Source organism: Pseudofrankia asymbiotica (assembly GCF_001983105.1).
In the GTDB taxonomy this organism is placed as follows: Bacteria; Actinomycetota; Actinomycetes; order Frankiales; family Frankiaceae; genus Pseudofrankia; species Pseudofrankia asymbiotica.
In genome coordinates, this window is record NZ_MOMC01000088.1 from 1 (window position 1) to 13,450 (window position 13,450).

Here is a 13,450-nt window from a genome sequence, read left to right on the forward strand (position 1 = left end):
CCCCGACGGTCGTCCACCACGGCCTGGCCGACACCGTCCGCCAGGCCCGCGCCGCGGTCCTCGACGCCGCCTACGCCGCCCACCCGGAACGGTTCATCCGCCGGCCCCCGACCCCACCGAAGCTCCCGGCACCCGCCTGGATCAACCGGCCACCGGACGAGGAGCAACCAGACCCGGAACCGACGAGTAGCTAGTTTTCGAACAACACTGCCTCAAAAAGCTTGACGGATTCCGCGTCCCGGCCGCCACCAGGCGCAGCACGATTCCGGTGTCGCCCCACCTGTCCTTCACGCAGGTATCCGGCGCGTTCGGACCACCGCCGACCGGCGCTGCCCGGACGGCCGCGAGCAGCGTCGTCGCGTCGGCTCCGCCAAGCTGACGGGAGGCCAGGAGCCCGGGGCTGCCCAGCGGCCGGTTCAGGTCGTACTGGCAGATCGCRACGGTGTCCACGACGCCGAGGTGAGCCACGTCGAACGGTGCGGGAGGGCTCGCGAACCGGCCGGCCTGAATCGGTGAGCTGACGTCGCAGCCGTCATGGTCGACAGTGGTCTGGCGGGCCGATTCGACGATCCGCCCGGCCTCGTCGAGGTGTGCGTCGTCGGCCAGGACGAGCACCTTCGCCGAGCCGACTGTGCGCACGATCCGGGTCCAGCCGTTCGCGCCCACCCTTCCGTCAGGCAGCTCCTCGACGCCATTCGGCGCTGGGGTGGCGGCGAACCAGACATGCGGCGCCCAGTGTTCGCGAGGCACTCCACCGCCGTGCAGGTCCGGGCCGCTTTCTCCTCCCGGGGAACACGCGATATCCAGCACAACCGCATCGCCGCCCCCGGTGTCGACGTACGGCTGTTCAGGAAAGGCGGCCGGTTGCCCCGTGCTGGCGCACCAGTCGGTGCCGGGTGCCCGCGCATATCCCCAGGAGGCCGGGACCTGCACTTCGATATCCAGGAACGACTCGAACCGCCATCCCGGAGCCGGCTGCGACGTCTCGGATACCGCGCGCTCGGCCGAGGGTCGGGCGGTCTCGTCGCCGCCGTCCGCCAGCCCGATGGCCAGCACCGTGCCGCCGGCGACCAGCGTCACGGCGGCCGATATCCCCACCCCCCAGAGCAGTGCCCGTGGCCAGCGGCGACGGGCGGCACCGACGCGCCGGGCCACGGATCGCGGCCGCGGCCGCGGCATGCGGATCGGACGAGCTCTCATGGCGGCCTCCCGACGCTTTCGACGCGCCGTCGCGCACTCCGGTTCCATGCGTCAGCCGACGAACTCGACCGACCGCCTTCCGTCCTCGCCCGTATGCCGGGCGGCGGTGCGGGTCCGAAAGCTGGCTACAGGCCGTCTCGTGCGCGCCCGAAGGGTCAAGAGTCACGCCGATCGGTCGCCTGAAATCCTCGTTCAAGCGCGTCCAAAGCCTCGCCCACCGCGGAACGGACGTGGCGCTCGACCTCGTTCGGTGTCTGTCGGCCGATCAGCCCGTCCTGGACGACAGCGTGCCGCAGCAGCAACACACCGATCAGCATCGCGGCCCATGCGGCCGACCCGCTCGCCGCCGTCAGCGGCGCCATCCAGGACTGCAGAAGCGACGCGCGCCGGGCCCGCAGTGTCGGCGAGTTCCACTCACATTCGGCCCACACCCGCATCGAGTCCCACATCGCGTCGTCGATCGAGTCCCACGGGCAGGGGCCCGCCAGGATCGGGCTCTCGACGATGAGGGGCCGAAGCGCCGAAGTCGCCGAAGTTGGGCCTCGACGGGAGACAGCCGCCGCCAGCTCGTCACAGATCGCCGGCTCGGCGTCGAAGAAGAGATCTTCCTTCGCCCCGAAGTAGTTCATGACGGTCTTGACGGACACGTCGGCAGCCGCGGCGATCTCCGCCAACGTCACCTTCTCGAACCCATGCCGTTCGAACAGACGTGTCGCGCGGTCGGAGATCCGTTGCCGCGCCTCGGCTCGCTTGCGCTGCCTCAATTCTGCCACGATGGTAATTTTATCATGATGGTAAAATTTCGAGATCGAGCGAGATGGTGACCGTGTATGTACGCTCCGCGCTCACCCTGTCGCTCGACGTCGATGATCGGCCTCATAAGTCACCGGCAGCCTGGAGAGAAACCGCGATGACCCCTTGCCTCACGCACCTGATTGAGGCGCACTTCGGTTCCGCATCGGTGCGAGCACCCGTCGACTTCCGAGTCCTGCTCCCGTCGGACTGGGACCGGGGTGAGTCGCTTCCGCTCGTTCTTCACCTGCACGGGGCGATGTCCTCGTCGGCTTCGCTCGAACTCGCCAGGCCGTTGTACGACGAGTTGTGGAGGCGCGGCGAGCTTCCGCGGGCGGTCGTCGCGTGCCCGAGCACGCCGACGGCAGGCGGCTTCTATCTCGACTGGCCCGACGCGGCCTGGGAGACGCTGATCGCGCACGAGTTTCCCGAGCACGTCGCGAAAATCTTCGGGCCCTTCAAGGCGACGGCTCTGATAGGTGCCTCGATGGGAGGGTACGGGGCGCTCAAGGTCGCGTTCGCCGCGCCGGAGCGCTTCGACGCCGTCGCGGCGGTCTCGCCCGCCGTGTTCCCGGGCGAAGAACCGCGGCAGGTTCCAGCACGGAACATCCCTTCCGTGCTGGGTGAGCTGCACGCCGCCATGGCCGGGGGTGCCGGTGACGCCGCCGCCTATGCGGCCAACAGCGTCTATGGCCGTCTCCGCGCCAACGCGGACGCGATTCGCGCCGCCCGACTGCCGATTCTGATCGACTGCGGCGCGGCCGACGAGTTTCTCCTGAACGAGGGAGCCGATTACCTGCACGGGGTCCTGCTGGAGCTCGACATCGCTCACATCTACCGCCTGGTCGAGGGAGCGGGCCACGTGGGGCCGGCCGCCGATCGACGGACCCTGGAGGCGATCCGCTTCATCGGGACCGCGCTGACCGCCGGGTAGCTGGCTGAGCCCTCCGGAGTATGGATCGGGAGGGCTCGTTCACTGGGCGATGTCGTGTCGACGTGCTCATGATCACGTTCACCCCTCGGGGGTGGGCGCTGGCCGGAGCAGGAGCGTGACGCTGTCTTCAACAGGCTCGAAGCCGAGCCTTTGATATACGCCGTTGCTGGTCGGATTGGCCAGATCGGTGAACAGCAGGACCTCGCGCGCTTCCGTGCGCAGCGCGACCTGGCTCACCGCCGCCGTCACCGCTCCGGCATAGCCTCGTCGCCGGAGACCTGGAGGGGTATAGACAGGCGCGATGCGGACCATCCCTCCTACCTGGCGAGTGATCCCGGCCATGGAGACCGCTACCCCGTCAACCTCCCACAGGGTGAGGCCGCCATAGCTGAGTCGATCGTCGACCCGTTCCGCGGCGTTGCCGGCGACGCCACTGGACTCCTGCTGGAACGCCGTGACCCAGACCAGCAACAGGTCCCTGTCGGTCGTCGCGGCCACGCGCGGATGCCCAGGAGGCCCGGGCTGCGGAAGAACGAGGCGCCCGAGCCGATACAGGCGTGTCCGACGATGAAGACACGGTGCGGCGTTGGTCCGCCTTTGCCAGGCGGAGGCGAACGCGCTGGCGACATCCTCGCCCGCGGTCATCCCGGACAGTGGCCTTTCGTGAGGCCAGCACTCGGCCAGCGACTCCACAGCCTGCCGCGGAACCCTGGTCAGAAGAACGGGATTCGGTGGGGTGTGCACGAACGCGCCTTCGACGGTGCCGCCGGCCGACAGCCACCAGCCGAACAGCGGAGCGGCCTCCCCGAATGCCGCCATGCCACGTGCGCGCAGCGTTTCGGCGACGGTCACCAACACGGTGTTCTCCGCCAGCCGGGACATCAGAAAATCGCCCGCCGCCGCGAGATACTCGTCAACGCTCTCCGTCATCAACCAGGCCACATCCCATGGTGCCGGCTGAAGCCATCTCGACGCACCTTCTTTTCCCGCCCGCCCGTCGGTGAGCGTCTCAGCCCCACCCCCCTTGCTGGTGGGTCTCACGGGCGGCGCGTGCCCGGCGGTCCCRCGCGGAACGCGCTGAACTCGACGTCAGACCGCCGGTAGGCCGCGCAGGAGCGAGACTTTGTTGACCATGCAGTCGGTGGTCACCGGCGGGTCTTCGCTCAGGACGAGGCAGCTCTCCAGGGAACCCGCGTACGGGTCGGTCTGGGAGAGGTCGGCCCGCAGGATCGCCACCTGCTTCGTGTCGGCGATCTGGGAGCCGTGGAAGTTGACGGAGCCGGTGGTGCCGGCGCGTGGGGCGACCTTGCCCCCGTTGACGGCCCGATCTGGGCGCACGTCCAGGTTGCCAGGTGTTTCGAACTGCTCCGGTTGCCTGATCCACTCGATCAGCTTCTGCGTGTTCAGCGGGTCGACCTGGGCGGTGTGGTCGACGGCCTCAAGGACCAGCTTGGCGGCGTCATAGGCGAGCGCGGTCCGCTCATCCGTCCAGTGCTTCGCGCCGGCGGGGGCAGGTGGCTGGGTGTAGTCGTACATGGCTTTGAGCCGGGTGCAGAACTGCGGAAGCTCTGGCGCGAGCCTTGCCGTAATGGCGCCGAGATCACTGTCCGCGCAGGACGTCCCGGACAGCGTCGGCCCGACGCCCTTCGAGACGATCCGGAAGACCGAGCTCTCGTGACCGCTGTTCTGGCTGACGTATCGGGTCACCGAGTCGTCGGCGACGAAGAGGGAGCCGCTGGTGCCGTCACCGATGCAGTCCGCCTTCTTCACCGCGCCGAAGTCCTCGCCGCGGCCGGCGTAGAAGACGAGACTCTCGGTGCTGGGCACCGGCTGACCGGGTCCGGCCAGCCGGTGGCACTGGTCGCTGAACCACTCCTGCAGCGATTTCGCTCCCTGACAGGTCTCCGGCTGCCAGCCGTGCCGGACCGTCCGCAGCCCCGGGATGAGCGCGGCCTGGTCGACCACATCCCGCACCAGCGTGTAGACGTACCAGTCCGCGACGTCCGGCATCGTCCTCTCGTCGCCGCCGCAGGTTCCCCTCGGGTAGAAGATGTCGATCTGCCGGCGTTGGTTGAGCAGCGCGTAGTCGGCGACGAGGAGCGCCTCCCGCCTGTTCTGCGGGACGATCTGGAAATAGGTGGGGCTGAAGTTCGCGAGGTCGTCTCCGGCCAGCGTGCTGGCGACGGTGAGTACTCCGGCGCGGCCGAGGTCGGTGATCGCCCGCACGGTCGAGTCGACCGTGCGGTCCAGACCGACGACCCCGGCGACCCGCTCGTCCGCCTTCTTCGCGAAGGGGATCAGTTTGTCCCGCGTCACCCGGTCGGCATGAGCCATCTGGTACCCGCCGTTCGCGACGATGACGCGCACGATCGGGCCGCCCTGCTCGTGGTTCTGGCCCAGATGGGTGGGCGAGGACGGTGGGTCGCCGACCGGGTCGAGCGGGGCCTGCCGGCAGGGTGAGTTGGCCGGGCTGCCCTCGATGATGTTCTCGTGCCGTTGCCAGGTCAGGAGCCCGAGCAGCTCGGCGACCTGTGCCTCGGCCCACTGCTCCGGGCTTCCCGCCGGGCCGCGACGGGGAGCGCTGAGACCCGCGAAGTAGATCAACGTCACGAACGCGCGTGTCGACGTCGGACGCGCGCGCAGGGTCTCGGCGCACCTGTTCTGGTCGTGGATGTTCTTCTGGACAGCGACCAGCCTTGAGCCGGACTGGTCAGTTCCACCGCCGCGCCCCCCGCCGAACTGGAACGACCCGTCGCTGTAGCCGACGCACTCGCCGTCGACCCAGGACAGCGAGGAAACACCGTCGTCGGGCGCGGAGCATCCTTCGTCGCCGGATGCGACGTACACCCCGACGAACGTGCCGACGACGGCGAGCACCATCGAGATCCCCGCGGCCGCCAGCAGCCTCGGACGCCGGCGGAACCAGGATCTGTCGCCGGCTGGTGGCGCGACGGTCTCAGACTGGTCGGGCGTCCGAACGGGCGTCTCGGCTCCGGCCTCCGTCTCGGCTCCGGCCTCCGTCTCGGCGTCGACGCTCTCGTCGGCGCGTGGTTCCTGGCCAGGCGCGGGACTGGTCGAAGGCTCCTCGAGTGACTCGTCGTCTGAGGCCGTGTCGACATGCCGGTCGGCTATGCCAACGGGCACCTGCCTGATGGTTTCCGAGGAGGAGCTCGTCGGCGCCGGAGGATGGAGGAGATATGTCGCCTCCAGCTCGCRCAGGACCCGGTTTCTGGGCCACTGTGCCAGCAGCCACACGAGGAGGACTCTGAAGGGCTGGTCCGCGTCGCAGGCGATGCCGTGCTCCAGCTTTTCCAGGATGTCGTTCCAGAGCACGTCGGAACCCATGTTTCCCTGCGGTAGCCGCGAGGGCTTCAGGCCGATCGATTCCTTTAGTGCTTTCTCGATGTAGATACGTTCCCGGTAAAAGTGCGCGAGCACGGCGCAAAGGCGACCGAGGTCGTCGTCACTCAGTTCGATGTCGCGGGCTCCGTCGCTCGCCGCGGAGGCGTGCGGCACGTCTGTCATCGTGAACCCCCGTCGTCAAGGCCGCGCCGCCGCTATCTCACCGGTGGCGACGAGCGTAGCGGATCGATCGGATAGCTCCGCTGTGTCCGGCCCTTGTGCCCTGATGTCGTGGCTCGGAAGGCGGAAGGCAGCCATCGTCATGCGATGCTGCGAACCTTTCGCCTGGAAGGCGAAAATCGCTCGGATATGTGCGGGAGAGATGTAGTGGCCAAGAATTTCGGGACACGCGGTGGGGCCGCGGCGTGTTCAGGTGCTCAGGCGGCGGAGCCGGGCGAGGCGGCGTACCCCGTCCGCGGCGGGGCGGTCGAGGCAGAGCTGGAGGGCTGCCTCGAGACGGGTGCGGACGGTGGGCTTGTCGAGGCGCATGCCGATGGCGACCAGACCGTCGGGCCCTTCCGTCACGGGCCTCGTCGCGAGGTGGAACTGTCGTCCGACGACGTTGACCACGTAGCCGCGCACGCCGCGCCCGGTGTTCACGGTGACGGTGCCCTTGAGGCGGTAGACGTTCGAGGGCGGATCCTCGATCAGGTCGACCAGCGGGCCGGGGTCGATCGGGCCGGCGGCGGGAACGGTGACCGCGTCGACGCGCGGGTGTGGCTCGTCGTCGTGATCGTCGTGGTCGTGCCTGGCCAGGGCCGCGAGCGGAAGCTCGTCCACGGGGTCGTGCGGGCTCGCGGCGTCGAAGACGAGCGCCGGGTCGAGGCGGCCGTGCGTCGTCTCGACGATGTGGGCACGCGGGTTGCTCTCGCGTACGCGGCTGGAGATCCGTGCCAGAGCGTCGGCCCGGTGCGCCGGCGGAACCCGGTCGGTCTTGTTGATCAGGACGAGTGAGGCCGACGCGAACCGGGCTGGCGGCAGGCCGCCCCTGTCGACGGTCTCGAAGTACGAGGCGGCGTCGATCACGTCGAGGAGGCCGCCGGGGCGGACGCGGTCCACCGCGCTGAACCGGATGAGCCTCGCCAGCGCCGGTGGGTCGGCCACGCCGCTGGCCTCCACGATCACCGCGTCCAGCCGTAGCCGGGGGTGGGTCAGCTTCTCCAGCGCCTCGTCCAGGCCGTCCGTGTCCGGCAGGCAGCACAGGCAGCCGCCCGCGATCGAGGCCGGTTCGTCGATCTGACCGGTGACCAGCGAGGCATCGACGTTGATCGCTCCGAAGTCGTTGACCACCACTCCCAGACGCGCCCCGGGCGTCTGGAGCAGGTGGTTGAGCACCGTCGTCTTGCCCGCGCCCAGGTACCCGGTAAGCGCGATCACAGGCACCCGCACCCGCATTCCGGTCCGCCTCCTCCCAGCCCGCGTCCAGCCCAGCCCGGGTCCGGCCGGTGGCCCGGATACGTACCGCCTTGTAAGCGGGGCGCGAGCGCCGGACGGTGGGCTATGAAGACCATGCCATCGCTCACGACCAGGTACTTCGGCCGGGTGCGGGAGCCCTCGCACCCCGCCGGGACGGAGTCTGCCGCGGGGTGACCGTGGCGGGTGGCGCCACGGGTCGACGAGGAGGATTGATCGCCATGCGGGTCACCGGATTCGACCATCTTGTTCTCAACGTGGGCGACGTCGAGCGTTCGCTCGCCTTCTACTGCGGCGTTCTCGGCCTCGAGCCCGTCCGGGTCGAGCAGTGGCGGGCGGGTGAGGCGCCGTTCCCGTCCGTCCGCGTCAGCGGCGAGACCATCATCGACCTGGTCGCGATGCCCCGCGGCTCGGCCAACGTGGACCATTTCTGCCTCGTCGTGGACCCGCTCGACTGGCAGGAGGTCATCGACGCGGRCACCGTCACGGTCGTCGACGGCCCGGCCACCCGCTTCGGCGCGCGCGGCAACGCCGTGTCGCTCTACATCAGCGATCCCGATGGCAACACCGTCGAGCTTCGCTGGTACCCGGCGGACGCCCAGGCCACGTGACCCCGGGCGGACGTCGGCCGGAGGCAGCTACTGGCCCGTCCGGCGCGCCCAGCCCGGCTCAGGGCGTCTGGGCGGCCAGGAGGCAGAGGTCGTCCTCCCGCCCGGCTGGACCGGCGACGTGGGTGAGGATGCGGTCACAGAGGCCGGTGAGGCCGTCGTACCCGTGTGGGTCGTGGTCCGCGGCGACGTCGGCCAGGGTGTCGAGCCGGTCGGTGATCGAGAGGTGGCGGCGTTCGACGAGCCCGTCGGTGTAGAGGAGGAGCCGCGACTCCGGTGGCAGCCTCAGGTCGGTCTGGCTGTAGGAGAGCGACGGGTCGACGCCGAGGATCGGGCCGTGCACGTCGTCGAGGTAGTCGACCTCGCCGCCGGAGATCAGCAGCGGCGGTGGGTGGCCGGCGCAGGACCAGGTCAGCAGGCGGGATGTTGGGTCGAAGCGGGTGACGACGACGGTCGCCGTGGTGCCGTCCGGGTCCGGGGCGAGGTTCGCGGACAGCTGGGTGGTGATGCCCGCCGGTGAGAAGCCGGCGAGCGCGTAGGCGCGGGCGGCGTGGCGCAGCTCGGCCATCGCGGCCACGGCGGACAGGCCGTGCCCGGCGACGTCCCCGACCACCAGCAGGACCCCGCCGTCGGGCAGCTTGCCGACGTCGTACCAGTCGCCGCCGATCCCGGCGTCGCGGGCCGCCGGCAGGTAGTGGGCGACGAGGTCGATGCCGGGCAGCTGGGGCAGGGTCTGCGGCAGAATCGCGCGCTGCAGCATGTCGACCATCGCGTGCCGCCACGTGACGTCGACGACGAGGCCGATCACCCTGGTGGCCTGGCCGGCGGAGCTGGACACGACCCGGCCCAGCCCCTGGACCCACAGCTGGGACCCGTCCGGCCTGAGTACCCGGTACTCCGCCCGGTAGGCCCCACATGTCGCGATCGCCGTCTCCACGGCCTCCTCGACCCGGGGGAGATCGTCCGGATGGATCGTGGAGTAGAAGGCCTCCATCGTCTCGCCGAAGGCGTCCAGGTCCATGCCGTGCAGGTTGGAGGTGGCACGGTCCCAGGTCAGCCGCCCGGAGACCATGTCGCGGTCCCACATCCCGACCTCGGCGTCCGCGCGCGCGATGTCCCCGGCCTCGGCCAACGCCCAGCCGCTCCCGACCTCCGCCGTGTCCCACCGGTTCACATCGCGCCTGCCTCTCTGCGCGCGTCCTGACCCCTCGCCGTGGTCCTCGGCGAGCACGCCGCGGCCGCCAGCCGTCTTCCGCGGGCGCTGGGCGCGTCTGCGCGGTGCTTCCAGCTTCTTCCCCGTCGCGTGGCGCGGCGCGGCGAGCGTTGTGGACGGGGCGGCCGGGCGCGGCCCGGCGCTGGCTGGCGGGCATGGCCTCGGGGTCGCGTCGCCCCGGACCGCGGCCGTCGCCGATCTCCTCGGCTCTCCTCGGCGCCGCCGACCGTCCTGCCTACGCGGTCCAGCGTAAGACCTGTGGCGCATCCCGGCGTGCGGAAAGCGCGCCGACGATCGTTTCCGTGCGTCGTTCGGCGTGCCGGCGAGTGTCATCCAAGCAGCCCGGATCGTCGCATCCCGTCTCGGGTGGACGCAAAACGGCATCAATTTTACATCATGGAATTCGCTGTGCGGTGTCAGAAATCGGTCAGGAGGAGAGCCGTGACGGAGAACACCGACAATCGCGCCCTTGCGCCCAGTTCGCCGGGAATATCCGACCATAGGATGCTTGCCGTGGAGAGTAACGAGACCACCGAGACCGTCGTCCTCCTCAACCCCGAGGGAGAGGCCATAGGAGTCGCACCGAAGGCAACAGTCCACGGACCTCGAACACCACTCCACCTCGCGTTCTCGTGTTACGTCTTCGACGCGTCCGACCGGCTGCTTGTGACGCGCCGGTCCTTCGACAAACGCACCTGGCCCGGGGTGCTCACCAACACGTGCTGTGGGCATCCGGCCCTCGACGAGGCCATACCGACGGCCATTTCGCGCCGGCTGAATGACGAGCTGGGCCTGCGTGCCCGGCACATTCGCCTCGTCCTTCCCACCTTCCGCTACCGCTCCGTGATGGACGACGGAACCGTCGAGAACGAGATCTGCCCGGTCTTCTCCGCGACGGCGTCGGAGCCCCTCCAGCTCAACCCGGAGGAGGTCGCCGAGGCGTACTGGACTCCCTGGACGACATTCGTGGGCGAGGTCTCGTCGGGTTCGCTCGCCGTGTCTCCGTGGTGTCGCATGCAGGTGGAGCACCTGCGTGCGCTCGGCCCGTCACCCAGGGACTGGTCGACGGCCGCGCAAGAGGCGCTGCCGGCGGCGGCACGGGAGTCCTCGCGAGTGGGATCACCTGGGCGGATCGCGGCACTGGGCCGCTGAGAAGGCATCAGACCCCTGGGTACCCGTGCTGGCCCTCGTGGGCGCGGGCCCGAGCAGGCCTGAGGGGCCCGCTCGGGCCCCCGCGGGCCCGAGCGATCAGTGGGACGACGTGCAGCCGGGTACCGTCGGGATGATGTATCGCGAGCAGCGGGCCCGGACGCTGGCGGCCACCATGTGGCTGGCGGCCGCGCCAGACCGCGTGGGTGAGACGACGGCGCGGGCCGACGCCACCTCCGCGGGGCGGACGGAGGAGCGTCGCGTCCTGCCTGACGGCTGCATGGACCTGATCTGGTCGCGGGCCGGGCCGGGCGACCTCGGGCACGTCATCGTCGCCGGTCCCGACACCGCACCGGCGTTCGCGCTCTGGCGGCCGGGCTCGCTCCACCTTGGCATCCGGTTCGACTCGGCGGTAGGCCCGGCGCGCATCGGCGTCCCGGCCAGCGAGGTCCGCGACCGCCGGGTGCCGCTGGCCGAGATCTGGGGCGCGGCCGAGGCGACCCGGCTCGCGGAGCGGCTCGCTGCCGCCGAGGCGCCGGCGGTGGCGCTCGAGGCCGAGATCGCCCGCCGTGGCCCGCGGGCCGAGCTGGTCGACCTGCTGCCGCCGCCCGCACTGGTTGGCATCCGCGCAGGGGCTCCGGTGGCCGAGGCCGCCCGGGCCGCGGCGCTCAGCGAACGCCAGCTTCTGCGCCGCTGCCAGCTCGCGGTCGGCTACGGGCCGAAGACGCTGGCCCGGATCGTCCGTTTCCGCCGCGCGCTGGCGCTCGCCCGCGCCGGGTCGCCGTTCGCCGGTGTGGCCGCCGCGGCCGGCTACGCCGACCAGGCCCATCTCGCCCGCGAGGCCCGCGCCCTCGGCGGGGCGCCGCTGCGCGAGTTGGTCACGCCGCCGGCCGGTCCCGTCGGCGCCTCCTGACCAGCTGGTCTGGCGCGACCGGCCGGTCTGACCTGGCTGGCCGGCCTGACCTGGCCGGCCTGGTGGCTCAGCTACCGGCCAACGGGGCGTGCAGGTCGACGTGGTTGCCGTCGGGATCGGTCACCGTCGCGTACCGCTGGCCCCAGAAGGCGTCCCACGGCGGGCGCTCGCCGGTGTATCCGGCGCCGGTCAGGTCGGCGTAGACCTTGTCGACCTCGGCCGGGTCGGCGCAGGCGAACGCGAGCCCGAGCCGCGGTGAGCCGGTGCCCGGCCGCCAGCTCGGGTCGAACGAGCGGATCGTGTCGTCGGTGTCGAAGGCGAGCCGGCCGTTCGGCGTCGTCACCTCGACGTGCGGCTCCGCGTCGGCCGCGGCGGGGATCTCCAGGCCGAGGCGGCGGTAGAACGCCAGCCCCCGCGCCATGTCGGACACCACGATTCCAGTCAGTGAGAACGTTGGCATGTCCAGACCGTAGKGAAAGCGCCCCCGCCTGGCTTGAACGAATCGGACGCCGCGCCGGGGGGAAGCGCTCGGTCGACGACTCGGCCGGGTGCGTCCGTACGGTCGTCCGACATGTCGTTTTTTCGGCCGCCGTAGCGGGCAGGGTGCGCGTGTCGGATCGGCGCGGGCCAAAGAGGTGCACTCGGTTGTCAAAGGTCGAACAGGAGGCGGCGCCGTCCGGAACGCGGCGCCCTCGGGCACTGGGTTCCGGAGAAGCGCTGGGTTCCTGGGGAGCCCCGGGCTCTCGGCGAGCACTGGGTTCGCGGCGAGCACCGGGTCCGCGGAGAGAAGGACGAGCGCGGCGGCCGGGCCCGGATGCCTGCCGGGAGACAACGGTGACCGCGTCCGACGGGGTGCCGCTGCATGTCGAGGAGAGCGGACCGTCCGACGCCAGCATGACCCTGGTCTTCGTGCACGGCTTCTGCATGACCGCGGATGCCTGGGTCTTCCAGCGCCGCGACCTGGCCGATCTGGGGCGCGTTCTCTGCTACGACCAGCGCGCGCACGGCCGCTCCGGCGCGTCCGACGCCGAGCACTGCACGATCTCGCAGCTGGCCGACGACCTTCACCGGGTCCTGGCCGAGCGGGTGCCCACCGGACCGGTCGTGCTCATCGGCCATTCGATGGGTGGGATGACGATTCTCGGGCTGGCCGAGGCGCATCCGGAACTGTTCGGAGACCGGATCGTCGCGGTCGCGCTGCTCTCGACGAGCGCTGGTGAGCTGCCCCGACTGGCGTTCGGGCTGCCGGCCGCGGTCACCGCCGCGGCGCGCCGGGTTCTGCCGGGCATGGCCGTCGGCATGCGTCACGCCCCGTCGCTGCTCGAACGCGTCCGGTGGCCGGGCAGCTCGCTTTCCCGGGCGCTGACCAGGCGGTTCGGGTTCGGCGCGGCCCAGGCACCGGGACCGGTCGTCGACTCGCTGGAGAAGATGATCGCGGACACGCCGATCCCCGTGGTCGGGGCCTTCCTGCCGACCCTCCTCGATCATGATCGGCTCGCGGCCGCCGGCGCGCTGCGTGACGTTCCCACCCTGCTGCTCGTCGGAGACGCGGACGTCATGACGCCGATCGAGCACAGCCGGATCCTGGCCGAGGCGCTCCCCGAGGCCGAGCTCGTGGTCGAGGAGGGAGCCGGGCACGCGGTGATCCTGGAACGTCCGGACGCGGTCAACGCGCGCCTGCGCGACCTGGTGAACCGGGCGACGCCGAGGCGGCGGGTGTGCCCGCGGCCGGGCTGGCGGTTCGCCGGAAGGAGATCGCGCCGTCAGGACCGAACCCCTGGTCCGGTGATCGCGGGTCAGCGAGCCGAGTGAGGATCGAGAGCGGT

At 70.7% G+C, this 13,450-nt stretch carries 12 protein-coding genes and 1 pseudogene; 6 read left to right on the top strand and 7 right to left on the bottom strand.

Annotated features, from left to right (window positions below; all coding sequences use genetic code 11):
- A pseudogene (locus tag BL253_RS43310) lies at nucleotides 1-194 on the top strand (hypothetical protein); the annotation flags it as partial.
- Here BL253_RS43310 and BL253_RS33790 read toward each other — a convergent pair.
- Nucleotides 142-1,080 carry a hypothetical protein gene (locus BL253_RS33790; protein WP_198946509.1) on the bottom strand — a complete coding sequence of 313 codons (939 nt, stop codon included), beginning with the start codon at nucleotides 1,078-1,080 and terminating at the stop codon, nucleotides 142-144. The pseudogene BL253_RS43310 and the gene BL253_RS33790 sit on opposite strands and share 53 nt — an antisense overlap.
- Before the next feature lie 275 nt (nucleotides 1,081-1,355).
- Nucleotides 1,356-1,973, bottom strand: a complete 618-nt coding sequence (locus tag BL253_RS33795; RefSeq protein WP_076821637.1) for a TetR/AcrR family transcriptional regulator — start codon at nucleotides 1,971-1,973, stop codon at nucleotides 1,356-1,358.
- 137 nt (nucleotides 1,974-2,110) lie between these two features.
- Here BL253_RS33795 and BL253_RS33800 point away from each other — a divergent pair, with 137 nt between their 5' ends.
- On the top strand, nucleotides 2,111-2,926 hold the full coding sequence (locus tag BL253_RS33800; RefSeq protein WP_076821639.1) for an alpha/beta hydrolase: 816 nt from the start codon (nucleotides 2,111-2,113) through the stop codon (nucleotides 2,924-2,926).
- A gap of 78 nt (nucleotides 2,927-3,004) precedes the next feature.
- Here the strand turns inward: BL253_RS33800 and BL253_RS33805 are convergent, their stop codons facing one another.
- The 3 genes from BL253_RS33805 to BL253_RS33815 form a co-directional block, all read right to left on the bottom strand.
- Complete coding sequence (locus BL253_RS33805) at nucleotides 3,005-3,856, bottom strand: GNAT family N-acetyltransferase (RefSeq protein WP_241835381.1); 852 nt, start codon at nucleotides 3,854-3,856, stop codon at nucleotides 3,005-3,007.
- Nucleotides 3,857-4,015: 159 nt separating this feature from the next.
- Nucleotides 4,016-6,451 (bottom strand): effector-associated domain EAD1-containing protein, encoded by a 2,436-nt coding sequence (locus tag BL253_RS33810; protein WP_076821643.1) that lies wholly within the window; start codon nucleotides 6,449-6,451, stop codon nucleotides 4,016-4,018.
- A gap of 246 nt (nucleotides 6,452-6,697) precedes the next feature.
- Nucleotides 6,698-7,723, bottom strand: coding sequence for a CobW family GTP-binding protein (locus tag BL253_RS33815; RefSeq protein ID WP_076821644.1), 1,026 nt, complete (start codon nucleotides 7,721-7,723; stop codon nucleotides 6,698-6,700).
- A 239-nt stretch (nucleotides 7,724-7,962) separates the two neighbouring features.
- Between BL253_RS33815 and BL253_RS33820 the strand changes: the two genes are divergently transcribed.
- Nucleotides 7,963-8,352 carry a VOC family protein gene (locus BL253_RS33820; protein WP_076821646.1) on the top strand — a complete coding sequence of 130 codons (390 nt, stop codon included), beginning with the start codon at nucleotides 7,963-7,965 and terminating at the stop codon, nucleotides 8,350-8,352.
- A gap of 58 nt (nucleotides 8,353-8,410) precedes the next feature.
- On the opposite strand, the gene BL253_RS33825 is transcribed toward BL253_RS33820, so the two are convergent.
- Nucleotides 8,411-9,523 (bottom strand): SpoIIE family protein phosphatase, encoded by a 1,113-nt coding sequence (locus tag BL253_RS33825; RefSeq protein ID WP_076821647.1) that lies wholly within the window; start codon nucleotides 9,521-9,523, stop codon nucleotides 8,411-8,413.
- Between the two features lie 552 nt (nucleotides 9,524-10,075).
- Between BL253_RS33825 and idi the strand changes: the two genes are divergently transcribed.
- The gene (gene idi / locus BL253_RS33830) at nucleotides 10,076-10,714 is read left to right on the top strand and encodes an isopentenyl-diphosphate Delta-isomerase (RefSeq protein WP_241835382.1); all 639 of its coding nucleotides are present in this window, start codon (nucleotides 10,076-10,078) and stop codon (nucleotides 10,712-10,714) included.
- A gap of 109 nt (nucleotides 10,715-10,823) precedes the next feature.
- Complete coding sequence (locus tag BL253_RS33835; protein WP_241835383.1) at nucleotides 10,824-11,624, top strand: helix-turn-helix domain-containing protein; 801 nt, start codon at nucleotides 10,824-10,826, stop codon at nucleotides 11,622-11,624.
- A 67-nt stretch (nucleotides 11,625-11,691) separates the two neighbouring features.
- Here BL253_RS33835 and BL253_RS33840 read toward each other — a convergent pair whose 3' ends face one another.
- Complete coding sequence (locus tag BL253_RS33840) at nucleotides 11,692-12,045, bottom strand: VOC family protein (RefSeq protein WP_241835384.1); 354 nt, start codon at nucleotides 12,043-12,045, stop codon at nucleotides 11,692-11,694.
- A gap of 413 nt (nucleotides 12,046-12,458) precedes the next feature.
- Here BL253_RS33840 and BL253_RS33845 point away from each other — a divergent pair, with 413 nt between their 5' ends.
- Nucleotides 12,459-13,436 (top strand): alpha/beta fold hydrolase, encoded by a 978-nt coding sequence (locus BL253_RS33845; protein WP_076821652.1) that lies wholly within the window; start codon nucleotides 12,459-12,461, stop codon nucleotides 13,434-13,436.
- Nucleotides 13,437-13,450: the final 14 nt, after the last annotated feature.

Coding starts and splice junctions, on each gene's coding strand:
- BL253_RS33805 (WP_241835381.1), bottom strand. CDS start 3,856: ATGACGGAGAGCGTTGACGAGTATCTCGCGGCGGCGGGCGATTTTCTG.
- BL253_RS33815 (WP_076821644.1), bottom strand. CDS start 7,723: ATGCGGGTGCGGGTGCCTGTGATCGCGCTTACCGGGTACCTGGGCGCG.
- BL253_RS33800 (WP_076821639.1), top strand. CDS start 2,111: ATGACCCCTTGCCTCACGCACCTGATTGAGGCGCACTTCGGTTCCGCA.
- BL253_RS33840 (WP_241835384.1), bottom strand. CDS start 12,045: ATGGCGCGGGGGCTGGCGTTCTACCGCCGCCTCGGCCTGGAGATCCCC.